The organism is Sphingomonas sp. DMC6 (assembly GCF_056314225.1).
Window position 1 is genome coordinate 660690 of record NZ_JBQUYT010000002.1, and the last position, 15887, is coordinate 676576.

General features: G+C 66.5%; 11 protein-coding genes. 8 read left to right on the forward strand and 3 right to left on the reverse strand.

Annotated elements, in window-relative coordinates; translation table 11 throughout:
- Nucleotides 1–151: 151 nt before the first annotated feature.
- Genes ACT53M_RS06985 through kynA form a run of 8 tightly spaced genes read left to right on the forward strand, consistent with a single transcriptional unit; the run spans nucleotide 152 to nucleotide 10912 of the window.
- Nucleotides 152–2476 (forward strand): TonB-dependent siderophore receptor, encoded by a 2325-nt coding sequence (locus ACT53M_RS06985; protein ID WP_476229111.1) that lies wholly within the window; start codon nucleotides 152–154, stop codon nucleotides 2474–2476.
- Nucleotides 2477–2492: 16 nt separating this feature from the next.
- On the forward strand, nucleotides 2493–4280 hold the full coding sequence (locus tag ACT53M_RS06990) for an ABC transporter ATP-binding protein/permease (RefSeq protein ID WP_476232314.1): 1788 nt from the start codon (nucleotides 2493–2495) through the stop codon (nucleotides 4278–4280).
- Nucleotides 4277–5629 (forward strand): TldD/PmbA family protein, encoded by a 1353-nt coding sequence (locus ACT53M_RS06995; RefSeq protein WP_476232315.1) that lies wholly within the window; start codon nucleotides 4277–4279, stop codon nucleotides 5627–5629. The genes ACT53M_RS06990 and ACT53M_RS06995 overlap by 4 nt, the downstream gene beginning before the upstream one ends.
- Nucleotides 5626–7074, forward strand: a complete 1449-nt coding sequence (locus ACT53M_RS07000; protein WP_476229114.1) for a metallopeptidase TldD-related protein — start codon at nucleotides 5626–5628, stop codon at nucleotides 7072–7074. The genes ACT53M_RS06995 and ACT53M_RS07000 overlap by 4 nt, the downstream gene beginning before the upstream one ends.
- Before the next feature lie 31 nt (nucleotides 7075–7105).
- Nucleotides 7106–7453: a thioredoxin family protein gene (locus tag ACT53M_RS07005; protein ID WP_476232316.1), complete on the forward strand. Its 348-nt coding sequence runs from the start codon at nucleotides 7106–7108 to the stop codon at nucleotides 7451–7453.
- Complete coding sequence (locus ACT53M_RS07010) at nucleotides 7450–8058, forward strand: hypothetical protein (RefSeq protein ID WP_476232317.1); 609 nt, start codon at nucleotides 7450–7452, stop codon at nucleotides 8056–8058. Before ACT53M_RS07005 ends, ACT53M_RS07010 begins: the two co-directional genes overlap by 4 nt.
- Complete coding sequence (locus ACT53M_RS07015) at nucleotides 8055–10082, forward strand: M3 family metallopeptidase (RefSeq protein ID WP_476232318.1); 2028 nt, start codon at nucleotides 8055–8057, stop codon at nucleotides 10080–10082. The genes ACT53M_RS07010 and ACT53M_RS07015 overlap by 4 nt, the downstream gene beginning before the upstream one ends.
- Nucleotides 10079–10912 (forward strand): tryptophan 2,3-dioxygenase, encoded by an 834-nt coding sequence (kynA, locus tag ACT53M_RS07020; protein WP_476229118.1) that lies wholly within the window; start codon nucleotides 10079–10081, stop codon nucleotides 10910–10912. The genes ACT53M_RS07015 and kynA overlap by 4 nt, the downstream gene beginning before the upstream one ends.
- A gap of 49 nt (nucleotides 10913–10961) precedes the next feature.
- On the opposite strand, the gene ACT53M_RS07025 is transcribed toward kynA, so the two are convergent.
- From ACT53M_RS07025 to ACT53M_RS07035, 3 genes are all read right to left on the reverse strand, one after another.
- The gene (locus tag ACT53M_RS07025; RefSeq protein ID WP_476232319.1) at nucleotides 10962–13688 is read right to left on the reverse strand and encodes a M16 family metallopeptidase; all 2727 of its coding nucleotides are present in this window, start codon (nucleotides 13686–13688) and stop codon (nucleotides 10962–10964) included.
- A gap of 408 nt (nucleotides 13689–14096) precedes the next feature.
- Complete coding sequence (locus tag ACT53M_RS07030; protein WP_476232320.1) at nucleotides 14097–15089, reverse strand: FecR family protein; 993 nt, start codon at nucleotides 15087–15089, stop codon at nucleotides 14097–14099.
- Nucleotides 15086–15859: an RNA polymerase sigma factor gene (locus ACT53M_RS07035; protein WP_476232321.1), complete on the reverse strand. Its 774-nt coding sequence runs from the start codon at nucleotides 15857–15859 to the stop codon at nucleotides 15086–15088. Before ACT53M_RS07035 ends, ACT53M_RS07030 begins: the two co-directional genes overlap by 4 nt.
- Nucleotides 15860–15887: the final 28 nt, after the last annotated feature.

Genomic DNA, 15887 nt, shown 5'->3' on the forward strand with positions numbered 1-15887 from the left:
GGCGGGCCAGTGCGCGCTGCCGATGAACGGTCGCCCTGCATTACCAGGGCGCGTCACTGCATCAACGTGCCACGGACAACCCGTCGGGCAACTGCGACCGCTGCCGGTCGCAGCCCGGGTCTGTGCGTCGCACGCAATGGGAGGGATAAAAATGAACGCGAGTCGCGGAATCTTCCTGTCGGGTGTCGCCATGGTTGCGACGGCGTCGGCAGCAATTGCCCTGATAACCCCGATCGCTGCGATGGCGCAGGATCAGCAGCATGCGATTTCGCTGCCGTCGATGCCGCTGAAGGACGCCCTGGCGCGCATCCGGGAGCAGACCGGCACCACGATCGATGTCGATCCGGATGCTGTCGCCGGCGTTTCCTCCAATCCGGTCAAGCACGCAAAGGATGCGCTGGACGCAGTGCGCCAGGCAACGCACGGCAAGCCCGTCGGTGTAGAGACCGACCATGGCCGGATCGTCGTCGTCAACGAGGTGCTGGTCGTTGCCCAGCGTGACGAGGCGGAAGACAATGTGCTGGTTCGCGGCGAAACCAGCTCCAGCCGCACCGGCGAATCGCTCCGCGACCAGCCGCGCAACACGCAGGTGATCTCGGCCAAGCTGCTGGCCGAGCAGCAGGCGCAGAGCCTGCCGGACGCGCTGCGCAATGCCGGCGGGGTGACGGTCAACACTGCGACGGTGCAGGGGGGCGCCTCGTACAGCGTGCGCGGCTTTTCCACCGGCGGCGCCGTAAACGGGCTGCCGACGCCGTCGAGCAGCACCTTCGCGGCCGGCAGCACCCAGCCCCTGGCAAATGTCGAGCGGCTCGAGGTGCTGAAGGGCCCCGACGCGATCCTGCTGGGCGGCGACAGCCTGGGCGGTACGGTGAACATCGTCACCAAGAAACCGAGCGCCGAGGAACGGCTCTACGTTTCAATCGAGGGCGGTTCGTTCACCTCGGGACGGATCACCGTCGACGCCAACGATGCGATCACTGCCGACAAGCATCTGAGCGCGCGCATCGTCGCCACGGCGGCGGACGCCGACCACAATGCCGGTGGCTATCGCGGCAACGGCGATTATCTGTTCGCGCCTTCCCTCCGCTTCAAGAACGCGCATACCGATATCATCGCCAGCGTGACGCTGGGCAACCAGATCATGGGCATGACGCCCTATACGATCTTCAACCCGAAGACGCTCCAGCCCTATCCGCTCGATCCCTCCCAGCCGGTTATCGGGGGCAGAGACCAGTATGTGCAGATCCAGGGCACGACCTATGATCTGCAGGCCAAGCAGGAAATCGGTTCATGGCTGACGGCTTCGGCCCATTACCAGCACCAGAAGACGACGTTGTTCCTGAACCAGTATTCGCCGCTCGGAGTGATCGATCCGGCAGGAGTCGCGATGGTGTTGACCAGCGGGGTCAGCCAGATCAGCAGGAACGACGCGGTCGACGGCTATCTGCGTGCCAAGGTCACGACCGGGCCGATCCAGCACAAGCTGGTCGTGGGCGCGATGTACTACAAGTACGACATCACGGCCGAGCAGCCGCCTGCGGGAACCATGATCCCGTACAACTTCCTCACGCGGACGCCGACGCTGCCGGCGCTTCCCACCAATTATGTTTTCGCCAATCGCGCGACGGGTAACCAGACCAGCTTCTATGCCCAGTATCTGGCGAAATTCTGGAAGCTGGCGCTCATGGCAAGCGTCCGCAAGACCGATGCCGATGCAGTCAGCATCATTCCGGGGCGGCCCGCGCCGACCATCCATTCGAACGGGGCGACCACGCCCAGCTTCGGCGCGGTGCTGGAGATCACGAAGAACCTGTCGGCCTATGGCCTGCTCGCTTATGGTTTCTCGCCAAGCCTGACGTTCGACTATACGCGGGTCAACCTGCTGCCCGACATCCGTACGCGCAATGCGGAAGGCGGCTTCAAGCTCGACCTGTTCCACAAGCGGGTGCTGATCAATGCTTCCTATTTCAAGCTCCGTCAGAGCAATGTGCGCGCGCCGGATCCGCAGCATCGCGGCTTTTCGATCGCACTGCCAGGGCAGGTGGGCGAAGGCGTCGACCTGAACGTCTCGGGCGAAGTACTGAAGGGCTGGCTGGTGAGCAGCAGCTTCACGCGCACCGAATATAGCTATCTCGTCCCCCAGCCGAGCTTCAACACGGTCACGCTGGCGCCCCGCGATCAGTACAGCCTCTACACTTCCTACCACCACCGCGTCGGCAACGGCGTGACGGCGGGCGTGGGGGCCGGCGTCTATGGGCGGTCGAGCGCAGCAGTCGACAAGCTCGGCAAGGTGTGGATCGGGCCCACCAACCAGGTCGATCTCAACACCTTTCTCACGATCGGCAAGCTGGACGTCAATTTCGGCGTGCGCAATGTCCTCGATCGCGTGAACTACGGCGTCACCGCCGGCACCAACTATGTCCCGCTCGGCGAGCCGCGTACCTGGCGGCTGACGCTTGGGTATCGCTTCCGTTGAAGAAGGTTCGTTGACGATGCAGCCCCAGCCCGCTTCTTCCGATTCCTCCCGTCGCAAGACGGGGGGAACCCCTTCGCAATCGGCCTCTGGCGGCTGGCGGCATGCATGGCATTTCTACACCAGCTACTGGACGTCGCGGCACTGGAAGACCGCCTGGGCACTGCTGCTCGTTATGATCGCCTTCCAGTTCAGCGGCGTCTATGTGTTCGTGCTGATGAACCGCTGGCAGCAGCGTTTCTTCAACAGCGTCGAGCAGCATCAGGTGTCGGCATTCGGCGGGTTCATCCTAACCTTTGTCGGTATCCTCGCGCTGCAGATGACCTACGTCGTCATCTCACCGATGGTGAAGCGGCTTCTGTGCCTGCACTGGCGCGTCTATCTCACCGAAAAATATGTCGACCGCTGGCTCGACCGGAACCGCTACGCGGAAATCGAGCGGCTGCGAATGATCGACAATCCCGATCAGCGCATCGCCGACGATCTGCGCTTCATCACCGATCCCGAACTCGGATCGATGCCGGTTTTTCTCGAAGCCATCCACTCGGCCGTTTCGATCTGGGCGATCGTCCACATCCTGCTCGAAACTGCGCCGCCGCTCGTCCTCGCCGCCTTCGGCCACTCGGTTTCGATCCCCGGCAGCACCATCTGGTACGCGCTCGCCTATGTGCTCGTCAGCAGCGTCGTCATTGTGCTGCTAGGCAAGCCCTATGTCCGCGCGATGATGTGGTGGCAGCATCGCGAAGCCGATTTCCGCTCGAATCTGGTGCATGTCCGGCGCAACGCGGCACAGATCGGGCTGGCCGATGCGGTGCCGATCGAACGCGCATCGCTGCGCACCCACATTCGCGAGATCCGGCGTAGCTGGCGATCGGTCATCATGGCGCAGATCGGGCTCAACACTGCTAACGGCCTCTACGAACGGCTGGCCTCGATCATCCCGCTGTTCATCCTGGTACCGCGCTATTTCGCCGGGGCTATCACCTTCGGCCAGGTGATGGGCGGGCGCGACGCATTCGCGAACCTGATCCCGGCGCTGGGCTTCTTCGTACAGCTCTATCCGCGCATCGCGACTCAGGTCTCGTACGTCAATCGTATCCGCGCGCTAGATCAGGCCATCGACCATGAGCGCGTTGCCGGCATCGCCACCGGTGCAGGTGCGCCCGCCGATATCGCGCTCGCCACGTCGAACCTGCTGATCCGCCGGCCGCATGGCGAGCCGCTGGTTGCAGTCGGTGACTGGCAGATCCGCGCAGGCGAGCGCTGGGTGATCCGCGGCGCATCGGGGGCGGGCAAGAGCACGCTGCTGCGCTCGCTCGCCGGGCTGTGGCCCGATGGCGAGGGGCAGGTCGCGCTTGCTGATCGCACCACCGCGATGTTCGTGCCGCAGCGGCTGTATCTGCCTATGGGCACGCTGAAGGCGGCGATCTGCTTCCCAGACGCAGCGGATATGCACGAGGATGGCGAGATACTGGCGCTGCTAGATGCCGTGCACCTCGCCCACCTCGCCGACGATCTCCACGCCGAGCGGATGTGGCAGGAGGAATTGTCGCCCGGCGAGCAGCAGCGGGTGGCGCTGGCGCGAATACTGCTTCAACGGCCAGCGCTGTTGATCCTGGACGAGGCGACCAGCGCGCTCGATCCCGCCAATACCCTGCATTTCCACCAGCAGATCGACAAATATCTGCCGGACGTAACACTGGTCAGCGTGGTCCATGACGAGCGGCTCCATCGCTATCATGACCATGCGCTGGTGATCGAAGCGGGGCGCGCCACCGCAGGCCCCCTCGCGGAGGCGGCGCGGTGAGCTTGCTCGCCACCGATCCAGCGGAAATGGAAGCCGTCGCGCGCGAGGCAATCGCGTCGGCGCAGACGCTCGGTGCCGATCATGCGGTGGCATCGGTCCGCGCCACGGCCAGCATTCGGGTTACTGCGCGCGGTGGCGCGGTCGAAACGGCACTGCGTGACGCGCAGCAATCGCTGACGCTCAAACTGTATCGCGGCGGCCGGATGGGCGTCGCGACCACCGCCGCACTGGATCGGGGGGCCATGCGGCGGGCAGCCGAAGAGGCATTCGCGCTCGCCGCGCTGATGCAGGAGGATGCCGATGGTCTGCCAGCCGCGCTGGCGGACATGGCGGTCGATACGGTGCTGCCGCCCCTTTATGCCCCGGCGGGTCGCGATCCGGGCGCCTTGCGTGCAATGGCGCTGGCAGGCGATGCCGCAATCCGTGGCGCCGTGACACCTCCCGGCGTGACGGCAGAGACAGTCGCGATGGGCGTGTCTTCGAGCGAAGGCGTGCTCGCACTTGCGACCAGCGCCGGATTCTGCCGGACACAGACTTATTCAAACCAGGGCGCGTGGGCGGTCGCGCTTACCCGCGACGCCGGGGGCGCAGTGAACGACCATGCCGACAGCTATGACCGCCGGTTCGACGTGCTCGATCCGGTCGAGGTGCTTGCTGCAAGGGCCGTCGATCGGGCAGCGCGGCAGCTCGGCGCCCGTGCGGTGCCCAGCCACCGCGGCCCGGTGCTGTTCGAGGCGCGGGTGGCGACGGCGCTCATGGGCGAGCTGGTGGGCGCGCTGTCCGGTACCCCCCAGCATCAGGGGCGCACATTCCTTCCCGCCGCATTGGGAAAGAAGGTCGCCGCCGATCATCTCGACCTTGCGGAAGATCCTTTCGAGCCGTTCGGTCTGAACAGCGGCGCGTTCGACAGCGAAGGCGTGCCCGGGCAGCGCCGGGCAATTCTGCACGGCGGGATGGCGCTCGGCTATTTCCTCGGCACGCGCTCGGCTCGCCGGCTGGGCATGGTTTCGACCGGCAATGCCGATGGCCCCTGGAATCTGCGGCTCACCAGCCGCGCGCCGGGCGGTGACTTCGCCGCCTTGTGCCGACGGCTGGGGCGCGGGCTGGTGGTCACGCGGCTGAACGGCGGCGCCGCCGACCCGGTCAGTGGCAACTGGACCTATGCCGTCGCGGGGCTGTGGGTGGAAGATGGCGTGCCAGTCCATGCCGTCAGCGACGTTACGGTGGGGGGCAATCTGCGCGACATGCTGATGGCGATCGACGCCGTGGGCGAGGATGTGCACCGCAGCGGCGCGTTCCGCACCGGCTCTATCCTGATCGACGGGATGCAGATCGGAGGCGCGGCATGAGCGGCGACAAGCGCTTCGACGCGGTGGCGGCGCGCATCCTGACGCCGGCCGGGCTGGAACCGGCGGATCTGGCGCGGACGCTGGGCGCGCTGGGAATGGCGGGCACCGATCTTGCCGATCTCTATTTCGAATCGAAGCGGTCGCGCACCTTCCGGCTGGAGGAGGGGCGTGTTGCCGGCGGTTCCTTCAAGATCGATCAGGGCGTCGGCGCGCGGGCGGCGCGCGGCGGGCAGGTGGCGTTCGCCCATTCGGCCGACATGCGCCGCAGTGCGCTGGCGACGCTGGCCGAGGCCGTGCGTGCGCTGGACGGCGGTACTGGCGGTGAGGCGGAGGTGCCGCTCGCGTCGCCCGCCAAGGACCACGCCCTGTATCCGGCAATCGATCTGGACAGCGCGGGGGATGCCGCCGAATGGATCGCGCTGCTGGCATCGATCGATGCCCGGGCGCGGGCGCGCGATGCCCGCATCGTGCGCGTGAACGGCTTTCTGCGCGTGGTCGATCAGGCCGTGCTCGTCGCCGATCTCGACGGTCGCTTCGCCACCGATCTGCGCCCGACGGTGCAGTTGTTCGTCGACGTGATCGCCGAAGCCGGCGGTCGCCGCGCGCGCGGCCAAGCCGGGCTGGGCGGCCGCCACGGCGCGGGCGAACTGGCGGAGACGAGCGTCGATGCCATGATCGCCCGGGCCGTCGGCATGGCGATCACCAATCTCGAGGCGCGCCCCGCGCCCACCGGCACCATGCCGGTGGTGCTGGGGCCGGGCTATCCCGGCGTGCTTTTCCATGAAGCCGTGGGGCACGGGCTGGAAGGCGACCATCATCGCAAGAAGCTGTCGGCATTTGACGGCAAGATGGGCGAGCGGATCGCCGCGCCCGGAGTCACCGTGGTGGACGACGGCAGCCTGCCAGGTCGCATCGGTTCGCTGGGCGTCGACGATGAAGGCACGGCGGGCGCCCCCACCACCCTCATCGAAGACGGCATGTTAACGGGGCTGTTGCAGGACCGGCTGAACGCCGGGCTGATGAATGCGCGGCCGACCGGCAATGGCCGTCGACAGTCCTATGCGCATCTGCCGTTGCCGCGGATGACGAACACGTTTCTCAAGGGCGGCAAGGACGATCCGGCAGACATCGTCGCGTCGGTGAAGGACGGAATCTATGCCACGGCCTTTGGCGGCGGCAGGGTCGACATCGTCAGCGGGCGGTTCAACTTCACCACCACGGAGGCCTGGCTGATCGAGAACGGCCGCATCACGGCTCCCGTCGAAGGCGCGACGCTGATCGGTGTCGGGCACGAAGCGCTGCAGCACATCTCGATGATCGGCAACGATCTGGCGCTGGACGAAGGTGTCGCCAGTTGCAGCAAGCAGGGCCAGCATCTCGACGTGGGTGTCGGCCAACCTACCATCCGCATCGACCGCATCATGGTCGGCGGCGCCACCGCATGATTTCCTCCCTTCCACAACGAAAGAACCGGCCGTGACTTCTGTTATTACCCAGATCAACGACGACAGCCTGGCACCGATCGATGCCGTTGCGGGCGACAGGCTGCAGATGCTGGTGTTCAGTGCAACCTGGTGCGGGCCGTGCAAGGCGATGGCGCCCGTAGTCGAGGAAATCGCCAGTGCCTATGCGCAGGAAGTCGCGGTCGCAAAGATCGATATCGAACAGTCGCCCGGTATCGCCAAGGCGTTCGAGGTGCGCGGTGTGCCCACGCTGGTGGTGCGCCGGGGGGACGAGCTGGACCGCCATGTCGGCGCGCTCACCCGCACGCGGCTGGCGATGATGCTCGATGCCGCGTTGGAAAAGGGGGATGCGGCGGCATGATCGGCGTACAGGTGTCGCCGGCCATGGCAGCGCTGCGCCAGGCACTCGCGCTGACGGAAGCCGGGACACATTACGTCCCCGAAGACACCGACGTTCGGCTGGCCTGCTGGATGATCACGCAGACGCAGCCCTGGCCGGAAGCTGCGCGGGATACCCTGGAGGCGCTCGTCGATGCGCATCGCAGCGGTATGGCCGACGCTGCGGGGTGGCGAAAGCTGCGGCGCGATGCCGTGGCGCTGGGCGATCACGCCGACCGCGAGATCAGGGCGCTGGGAGCGGTGGCAGAGGCGGCCGCATGGCCGCTGGGCACCTCGATCGCCGGATTGACCGAGCTGATGCGTGCGGTCTGCCACTTGCGGGCACAACGCGCCTCGGTCGGGACCGGCTGGACTGCGGAAGCAGAGGCGGAGGCAACCGAGACACTGAACGGCATTGCGAAGGGCGACGGCACGAAGGCACCCGAACGTCACGAGATTCCCGCACTGTTCGAGGCCGTCCATCCGGCACTTGCCCGGCGTTTTGTCGCGCAGCTCAATGCCTCGAACGCGGCATTCGGATCGTTTCGCGCCGAAGTGGCGGCCTGGATTGCGGGAGCGACGCGATGACGCTTGCAACGCTGACCGATCCGACCGGTTTGCCGCCCTTCGCGGCGCTGACGCCCGAGACCATCCTGCCAGCGCTCGGACAGGCGATCGCCGATCAGGATGCGGTGATCGACGCACTGGTCCGCACCCGGCCGACCAGCTTTGCTGCGGTGTGGATGCCGCTCGAGCGCGCGGCCAACGCAATCGACGCGCTGTGGTCGGCGGTGTCGCACCTGAAGAGCGCGGCCGACAGTCCCACACTGCGGACGGTGCATGCGGAAGGAAACCGGTTGCTGGTGGCGGCTGGGACGCGGCTGCGCCAGAACCGTGATCTCTATGACGTGCTCGTCGCTCTGGCCGCCACCCCCGGTTTTGCCGATCTGCCGCTGGCCGATCGCGCGGCCGTGGAACACGCGATTCGCGACTTCACGCTTGCCGGCGTTGCGCTGGAGCCCGAGCAGCGCGCGCGCTATGCCGACATTTCGCTGGAGCTGTCGCAGCTCGCGACCGATTTCGGGAGCGCGGTGCTCGACGCAACCGACGCCTGGTTCGAGCAGATCACCGATCCCGCCCAGCTGGCCGGCGTCCCGGAAGCGGATCTTGCCATGTTCGCCGACGCGGCGCGAGCCAAGGGGATTGAGGGCTGGGTGGTCACGCTCCATCATCCGAGTGTCCGCGCGATCCTGACCTTCGCCGATGATCGCGATTTGCGCGCGCGCGTCTATGCGGCGTTCGGCACCCGTGCCTCGGATCGCGGGCCGCAGGCCGGCCAGTTCGACAATGGCCCGCGCATCGCACGCACCTTGGCGCTGCGACACGAGCTGTCGCATCTGCTCGGCTTCGTCGACCCGGTCGCATGGTCGCTCGCCACCAAGATGGCGCCGGACGCGACGACGGTGCTCGAATTCCTGCGTGACCTTGCCGACCGCGCGCGCCCGATCGCGGCAGCGGAGCTGGCGCGGTTGCGCGACTTTGCCGCCAGCGAGCTGGGCATAGACGATCTCCAGCCCTGGGACATCGACTATGCGAGCGAGCATCGACGGGCATCCTGTTATGCGCTCGACGAACAGGCGGTGCGCGCGCACTTCCCGGTAGAGGCGGTGCTGCGCGGGTGGCGCGCGCTGATCGAACGGCTGTTCGGCATCCGTCTGCGGCGGCGCGAGGATGTCGCGCTTTGGCATCCGGATGCCGCCTATTACGATCTCATCGATGAGGCCGGCACGGTGTTTGCCGGCATCTATCTCGACCTGCATGCGCGCGCCGGCAAGCGCGGCGGCGCGTGGATGTCGGAGGCGCGCCCGCGGCTGCGCGACGGCAACGAAATCGGCCTGCCCGTAGCCTATATGGTATGCAATTTCGCGCCACGCGGGGAAGATGTGCCGGCGCTCCTCTCCCACAGCGACGTGCTGACGCTGCTGCACGAGACGGGGCATTGCCTGCACCATTTGTGCACCCGCGTCGATCGTCCCAGCATCGGCGGTGTCACCGGCTTCGAATGGGACGCGGTGGAACTGCCAAGCCAGTTGATGGAGGATTTCGCCTGGGATCAGGCGGTCCTCACCAGCATGTCGGAGCATTATCGCACGGGCACTCCCCTGCCGGCGGCGATGTTCGAGAAGCTGCTCGCCGCCCGGCGTTTCCAGTCGGGCATGGCGGTGGTGCGCCAGATCGAGTTCGCCCTGTTCGACCTGCTGCTCCATCTCGGCACGCTGGGCGGCGACCCGATGGAGGTTCTGGAAATCGTTCGCGAGGAAGTCGCGGTGGTGCGCCCGCCCGAATGGCACCGCTTCCCGCATGCGTTCACCCACATCTTCGCGGGCGGCTACGCTGCGGGCTATTACAGCTATCTGTGGGCAGAGGTGCTGGCGGCCGATGCGTTCCAGCGCTTTGTCGAGGCCGGGGTGGTCGACCGCGCGACCGGCGATGCGCTTCGCGACCAGATTCTCGCGCGGGGTGCCAGTCGACCGGCTGCAGAGAGCTTCCGGGCGTTTCGCGGTCGCGATCCGGACGTGGGGGCACTGCTGATCCGGCGGGGGCTCGCATGAGCAACACTCCTTTCGATCCGGTCACCGACGGCGCGGAAACCGCCTTTGGAGCGCGCATGTCCTATGGCGACTATCTGTCGCTTGATGGCATTCTGAATGCACAGCATCCGCTTTCGACGGCGCACGACGAACTGCTGTTCATCGTGCAGCACCAGACAAGCGAGCTGTGGTTGAAGCTGGCGTTGCACGAATTGCGCGCGGCAGCCGCGGCGATTGCCGGAGACCGGCCGCGCGTGGCGTTCAAGAATCTGAGCCGGGTCACGCGGATATTCGAACAGTTGAACGGCGCCTGGGACGTTTTGCGGACCATGACGCCCAGCGAATACTCGGATTTCCGGCGGTCGCTGGGCCAGTCGTCCGGCTTCCAGTCGTTCCAGTATCGTGCGGTTGAGTTCACCGTCGGCAACCGCAATCCGGCGATGCTGAAGCCGCACAGCCACCGCCCCGACCTGGAAGAACAGCTTCGAGCGATCCTTGCGGCGCCCAGCCTGTATGACGAGGCGCTGCGGCTGCTCGCGCGGCGCGGCTTTGCGGTGGGGGAAGAACGCACCGACCTGACCAGCCAGCGCACCGCCAACGATGCCGTGGTCGATACCTGGGCGCGCATCTATGCCGATCCCGAGGCGCATTGGGATCTCTATGAGCTTGCCGAGAAGCTGGTCGACTTCGAGGATTATTTCCGCCGCTGGCGGTTCAACCACCTAACCACGGTGGAACGGGTGATCGGCTTCAAGCGCGGTACCGGCGGCACGTCCGGCGTCGCCTATCTCCAGCGGATGCTCGAAGTCGTGCTCTTCCCCGAACTGTGGCGGGTACGCACGATCCTTTGAAGAACGCGGCGTGCAGGGGTGCGGGAACCGGCCCGCACCCCCTGCACCGTCACTTGTCCTGCACGCGGATGACTGTCGGCACCCCGAGGCCGAGCCCCTGGAACTGGTCGCGGATCTTCTGCCAGTCGCCTACCACAATCCAGTGCAACACCGACGGGTCGGCCAGCGTCTGCGCAGCAGCGCGCACCTGATCGAGCGTCAAGGCCCGGTACCGTGCGGGATCGCGAACGACCGAATCATAGGGGCGGCCATAGCTTTGCGCGTTGGCCATCGCCTGCAGCAGGTCCGCACCATCCTCCAGCCGTGCCGCAGTCTGGTTGATGCTGGCTGCCGCGATCCGGTCGAGCTCCGCCTGCGCGGGCGGGTGGTCCTTGCCGAGCGCGCGGAGTTCCGCGATCAGTTCGGCGATGGCGGCGGCGCTGTGATCGGGTGACACACTGCCCGCGATCTGCCACAGCCGCTGCCCACGCGCATCCTGGGTTCCCGAGCCGATGCCGTAGGTCCAGCCCTTGCTCTGCCGCAGATTGGCGCTGATCCGTGACGTGTTGTTGCCGCCATAGACTTCGTTCGCGGCGTCGAGCGCGATGTCGCCCGCAGGCGTGCTGGGCGGCAACAGACGCGCCGCTGCGATGAAGGTCTGCGACGCACCGGGCTTGTCGAGCACGGTCAGTGTCGGCGCGGGCTGTGCCGGGGCCGTGGGGATGGCGGCTATCGGCGCGGCCGGTCCGTCCGCCTTCCATCGGCCCAGCGCCGCTTCGAGCAGCGGGCGCAGCGTCGCCATGTCGGTATCCGCTGCGACATAGAGCGTGGCGCGGTCGGGGCGGACATGTCCGCGATCCCAGGCGCGGAGTGCGGCCACGTCCAGCGCCTGTATGGCGCGCACGTCGTCACCAGGGGTTGCGGGCTCGCCATAGGGATGGTTCGCACCATAGACGCTGTTGCGGAGCACGCGCTGTGCGCTGGTCCATGGCCGCATTTCCTCGCCGTGCAGCGCTACCAGGCGGCGCTGCTGCTGGATCTTGAGAGCCGCCGGGTCCGGATCGGTTTGCGCCAGGACATCGCCGAGCAGGGCGATGCCTTTTGCCAGTTCGGCGGTGTCCACCGAAAGCATGAAGTCGGTATAATCGGCTGCGACCCGGCGGCTGAACTGGCCGCCCAGCGCTTCGGCCCGGCCCGGCAGCGTCTTGTCCTCGGCCATCAGCGTCACTGCAGTATCGGCAATCGGCCAGGCCGCGCTCGCCGATCCGGCATCGATCCGCAGCAACAGGTTGGCTGCACCCGATCCGGCGCGCGGCACAAACACCACCGCCAGCCCGTTCGACAGGCGTGCCTGCGTGACCGCCGGAAAGGCGATCGGCTGGACAGGCGCCATGGCCGGCGGCCCCTTGGCGAGATCATACCCCCCCGTTTCGGCCTTGAACGGCGGTATCGGGCTGGCAATCAGCAGATGGCCCGGCTTGCCATAGACCGCTGCGGCCGTGGCCCGCACCCGTTCCGGCGTCGCGCTGCGCAACTGGCGCAGATAGGTAGCGTCATAGTCCGCATCGTCGGTGAGGGACACGCCGCGCATCAGCGCGAAGGCCTCGCCGAACGTGCTTTCCTGCAACTGCTTGATGTGGCGGATGCGGGCCTCACGCGCGCGGTCGAGCTCGGCGGCCGTCGGGCCTTCCGCCACGAAGGTCGCCAGTGCACGATCAAGCTCCGCCTCCACGCGCGCCGTCTGGTCCGGGCGCACGCCGTCGACGACGAACCCCATCTCGCTCGACAGCAGCCTCTCATCAAAGGTCACCATCACCGATCCTGCGATGCCGAGTTCGTCGACCAGCCGCTTCTTCAGCCGTGATGCTGGCGCGTTCGCCATGATCTGCGCGATCAGGTCGAGATCGGCGATGGCGGGCGTGCCGGCGGGCGGCGCGCGGAAGGTGGCATAGAGGCGCGCGGCGGGCACGGCATAGAAGGTTTGCCGCCGGATCGGCCCGGGCAGCGGCGCAGTGTCGGTCAGCAGTCGGTCGACCGGCTGGCGCGGCGCGAGGCCGCCGAAATAGCGCTCGGCAAGCACGCGCGCCGCCTCGACGGTAAGGTCGCCGGTCAGGATCAGCGTGGCGTTGGCCGGGCCGTAAAAGTCGTGGAACCATTGTCGCGCCTGATCGACCGTAACCGCCCGAAGATCGCGCTCGGTGCCGATCACACTGTGGTGATAGGGGTGGTCGGCCGGGTAGAGATCGGCATGGATCGCCGCCCAGTCCTCGCCATGGGGGGCATCACCTCGCAGGCGCTTCTCGTTGAGCACGACCTCGACCTCGCGCGCCACGCGCTCGGGCGTCAGCGCCTCTGCCAGGAAGCCCATCCGGTCCGCTTCGAGGAACAGGGCACGGTCCAGCGCAACGCTGGGTACCGTCGCGTAGAAGATCGTCCTGTCCTCGGTCGTTGTCGCATTGGCCCCGGGCGCGCCCATGTCGTGGTAAGAGCGGGTGGCATCCTGATTCCAGTGCAGGCTGCCCTGCAGCATGAGATGCTCGAACAGATGCGCGTAGCCGAACTGCCCCGGCTTTTCGTCCTTCGACCCGACATTGTACACCAATGCGACGGTGACGATCGGGACGCGCCCATCGGGCTGGACGACAACGCGCAGTCCGTTGGACAAGGTGAATGCCGTTACGCGCGGCGTCGCTTCCGCCTGCAGGCCCCCGGCAGGCGAGCTGCTGGCCTGCGCTGGCGCGGTTATCAGGGAGGCGCCAAATGCTGCCATCAGGAAGACGCGTGAAACAGTTGTCATGGTCATATGTTGACGCGACGACCGGCGTCGCGCTAGCAGCTGACCTATCGATAGATTTTATGGCCACATAACAACATCAGATAGTTGTGACGAGCTCTGTTCCGCCCCCTCTGGCCGGGACGGTTGATCCGACGTGTATTGTCCGGGGTAACCCGGCCAATGAAGCAAGTCCGGCCACCGTCAGGAATCCCCGGGATATGTCGGGGCATGACACGGGCTTCCGCTGGCACGTCGACGCCGGGCTCGGCTATGCGCTGACCGGCAAGACCACCGTCGAACTCGCACGCCATGCGGAAAGTTGGGGCCGGACTTCACCGGGCGCATCCCGCTCGCCGCCAGCGGAACCGGCGCCGGCTCCGACCTTTCCGGCAGCGCGTACGCTGCCGGTCGTCGCGCGTGGTCGTGACTTCAGGGTTCGATTACGATCGAATCCCCGTCCGGCCGTATCTCCAGCCCGTAGGCGGAGTGGAGAAGGTCGAGGAAGCCGGCGCTGTTGCTGATCTGGAAGGTTCCGCCGATTCGGATGTTCGCCACGGCGGGGTCGTCGATGCGGATCGGACGGTTGGTATAGCGGTTGAAATCCGCAATGGCATCGGCGAGCCGTTCGTTCTGGAACACCAGAACACCCTCGCGCCAGCCGGCCATTGCATCGACGCGGGATGGCGCCGCAAGCGCGACGAGCGTGCCGGGCGACTGCGCATAGGCGATGTCCCCCTGGCCGATAACCGCCGCGCGCGTGCTCGCGCCTTCGGTCGCATCTTCGATCCGGACACGTCCGGAGAGCACTGCGACCGTCACCTTTTCGCCCTCGCGGCGGACGATGAAGCGGGTGCCGAGCACAGTGACGGTGCGGGGCCCGGCATGCACCACGAAAGGATCGTCAGGCCGATGCGCGATGTCGAAATAGGCCTCGCCCTTGTCGAGCCAGACTTCGCGTTCATGCTCTCCTGTTGCCGTGCGTACAACCGTAGCGGTGTTGAGTTCGATCCGGCTGCCGTCACGCAGGGCGATCGTCCGCTGGGTGCCGACCGGTGTCCGGACCACCGCTGGCGCCGGTGACGGCGGAGCCTGTGGCGAGGACAGCAAGGCGAAGCTGCCGATACCGATGGTGAGCGCGAGGCCCGCAGCGATGGCGCTTGCGGCGGCACGGGGACGCCCCTGTACCCAGGTGCGCCAGGATCGAATGCGACGGATCCGGGGCGCGGCGGCCTGGAAACCGAGCGCGCCGATGCGGTCCGCAGCCGCCCAGCCGTGCCGCAGCCGCCAGAACGCGGCCTTGTGCGCCATGTGCTCGTCCAGCCATGCCGCCAGCGCAGAGTCATCCTCTGTGGACCACTCTCCGCTCTCCTGTCTGACGATCCAGAGCGCGGCGGCATCCTCGATCTCCACCGCCCGGTTCATTGGCGACGCGCCTTGCGCAGGCGGGAGGGAGCTTCGCGCCGGATCTTACCAGCGCCGCCGAGCATCGCATCGGCCATCGCCCGGACACCCAGCACCAGTTGCCGCTCAATGGTATCGATCCCGACACCCATCTGCGCTGCGGCTTCGCGGGTCGACAACCCCTCGATCTTGCGCAGGCGCACGACCTCGCGGCAGCGCGGGGGAAGCCGTTCGATTCCTTCCTGCGCGCGCCGCAATGCGTCGCGCGCCTCGAGGTGGCGGTCGGTCGCCGACATATCGACCGCCTGTTCCACCCCCTCCATGTCCGCAAACTGTTCGAACTGAACGATCCGTTCGCGCTTAGATCGGTTCACGAGGATATTGCGCGCAATGGTGAAGACATAGCCGGCCGTATTGGTCGGCAGCGCCTGCCGCCCCCCGGTCAGTGCCGCTTCATATATGTCCTGACGGATGTCCATGATCTGCTCGGCGGTACGCCAGTTGCGGCGCAGATAGCGGGTCAGCGACGCTTCCAGCGGAAGCACCTCGTCACAAAACCAACGCTCCAACTGCGCATCGCTTACCATCGTCCGTCCAAAGCACTCCTTTGCCAGAGGTGTTTCATCCTCAAGGACAATCCGCAATGGCAAAGCCGTAACGGGAAAAATGCCCAGAGCCACCCGACAGACCGAATTTAGCCAAAAGTTCCAACATCTCCAAATTTTTTGAAATCTGATGTTACGGATTTGTGGCCGAGGAATGACAATCTTCTCGAGCGGTGTGACACGCACGTCGCTCGGGGGAAGGGCAAGCAGATGA

What these genes read in the sequence shown, in the direction of transcription:
- ACT53M_RS06985 (WP_476229111.1), top strand. Translation starts at nt 152, where the DNA reads ATGAACGCGAGTCGCGGAATCTTCCTGTCGGGTGTCGCCATGGTTGCG.
- ACT53M_RS06990 (WP_476232314.1), top strand. Translation starts at nt 2,493, where the DNA reads ATGCAGCCCCAGCCCGCTTCTTCCGATTCCTCCCGTCGCAAGACGGGG.
- ACT53M_RS07000 (WP_476229114.1), top strand. Translation starts at nt 5,626, where the DNA reads ATGAGCGGCGACAAGCGCTTCGACGCGGTGGCGGCGCGCATCCTGACG.
- ACT53M_RS07010 (WP_476232317.1), top strand. Translation starts at nt 7,450, where the DNA reads ATGATCGGCGTACAGGTGTCGCCGGCCATGGCAGCGCTGCGCCAGGCA.
- ACT53M_RS07015 (WP_476232318.1), top strand. Translation starts at nt 8,055, where the DNA reads ATGACGCTTGCAACGCTGACCGATCCGACCGGTTTGCCGCCCTTCGCG.
- kynA (WP_476229118.1), top strand. Translation starts at nt 10,079, where the DNA reads ATGAGCAACACTCCTTTCGATCCGGTCACCGACGGCGCGGAAACCGCC.
- ACT53M_RS07025 (WP_476232319.1), bottom strand. Translation starts at nt 13,688, where the DNA reads ATGACAACTGTTTCACGCGTCTTCCTGATGGCAGCATTTGGCGCCTCC.
- ACT53M_RS07030 (WP_476232320.1), bottom strand. Translation starts at nt 15,089, where the DNA reads ATGAACCGGGCGGTGGAGATCGAGGATGCCGCCGCGCTCTGGATCGTC.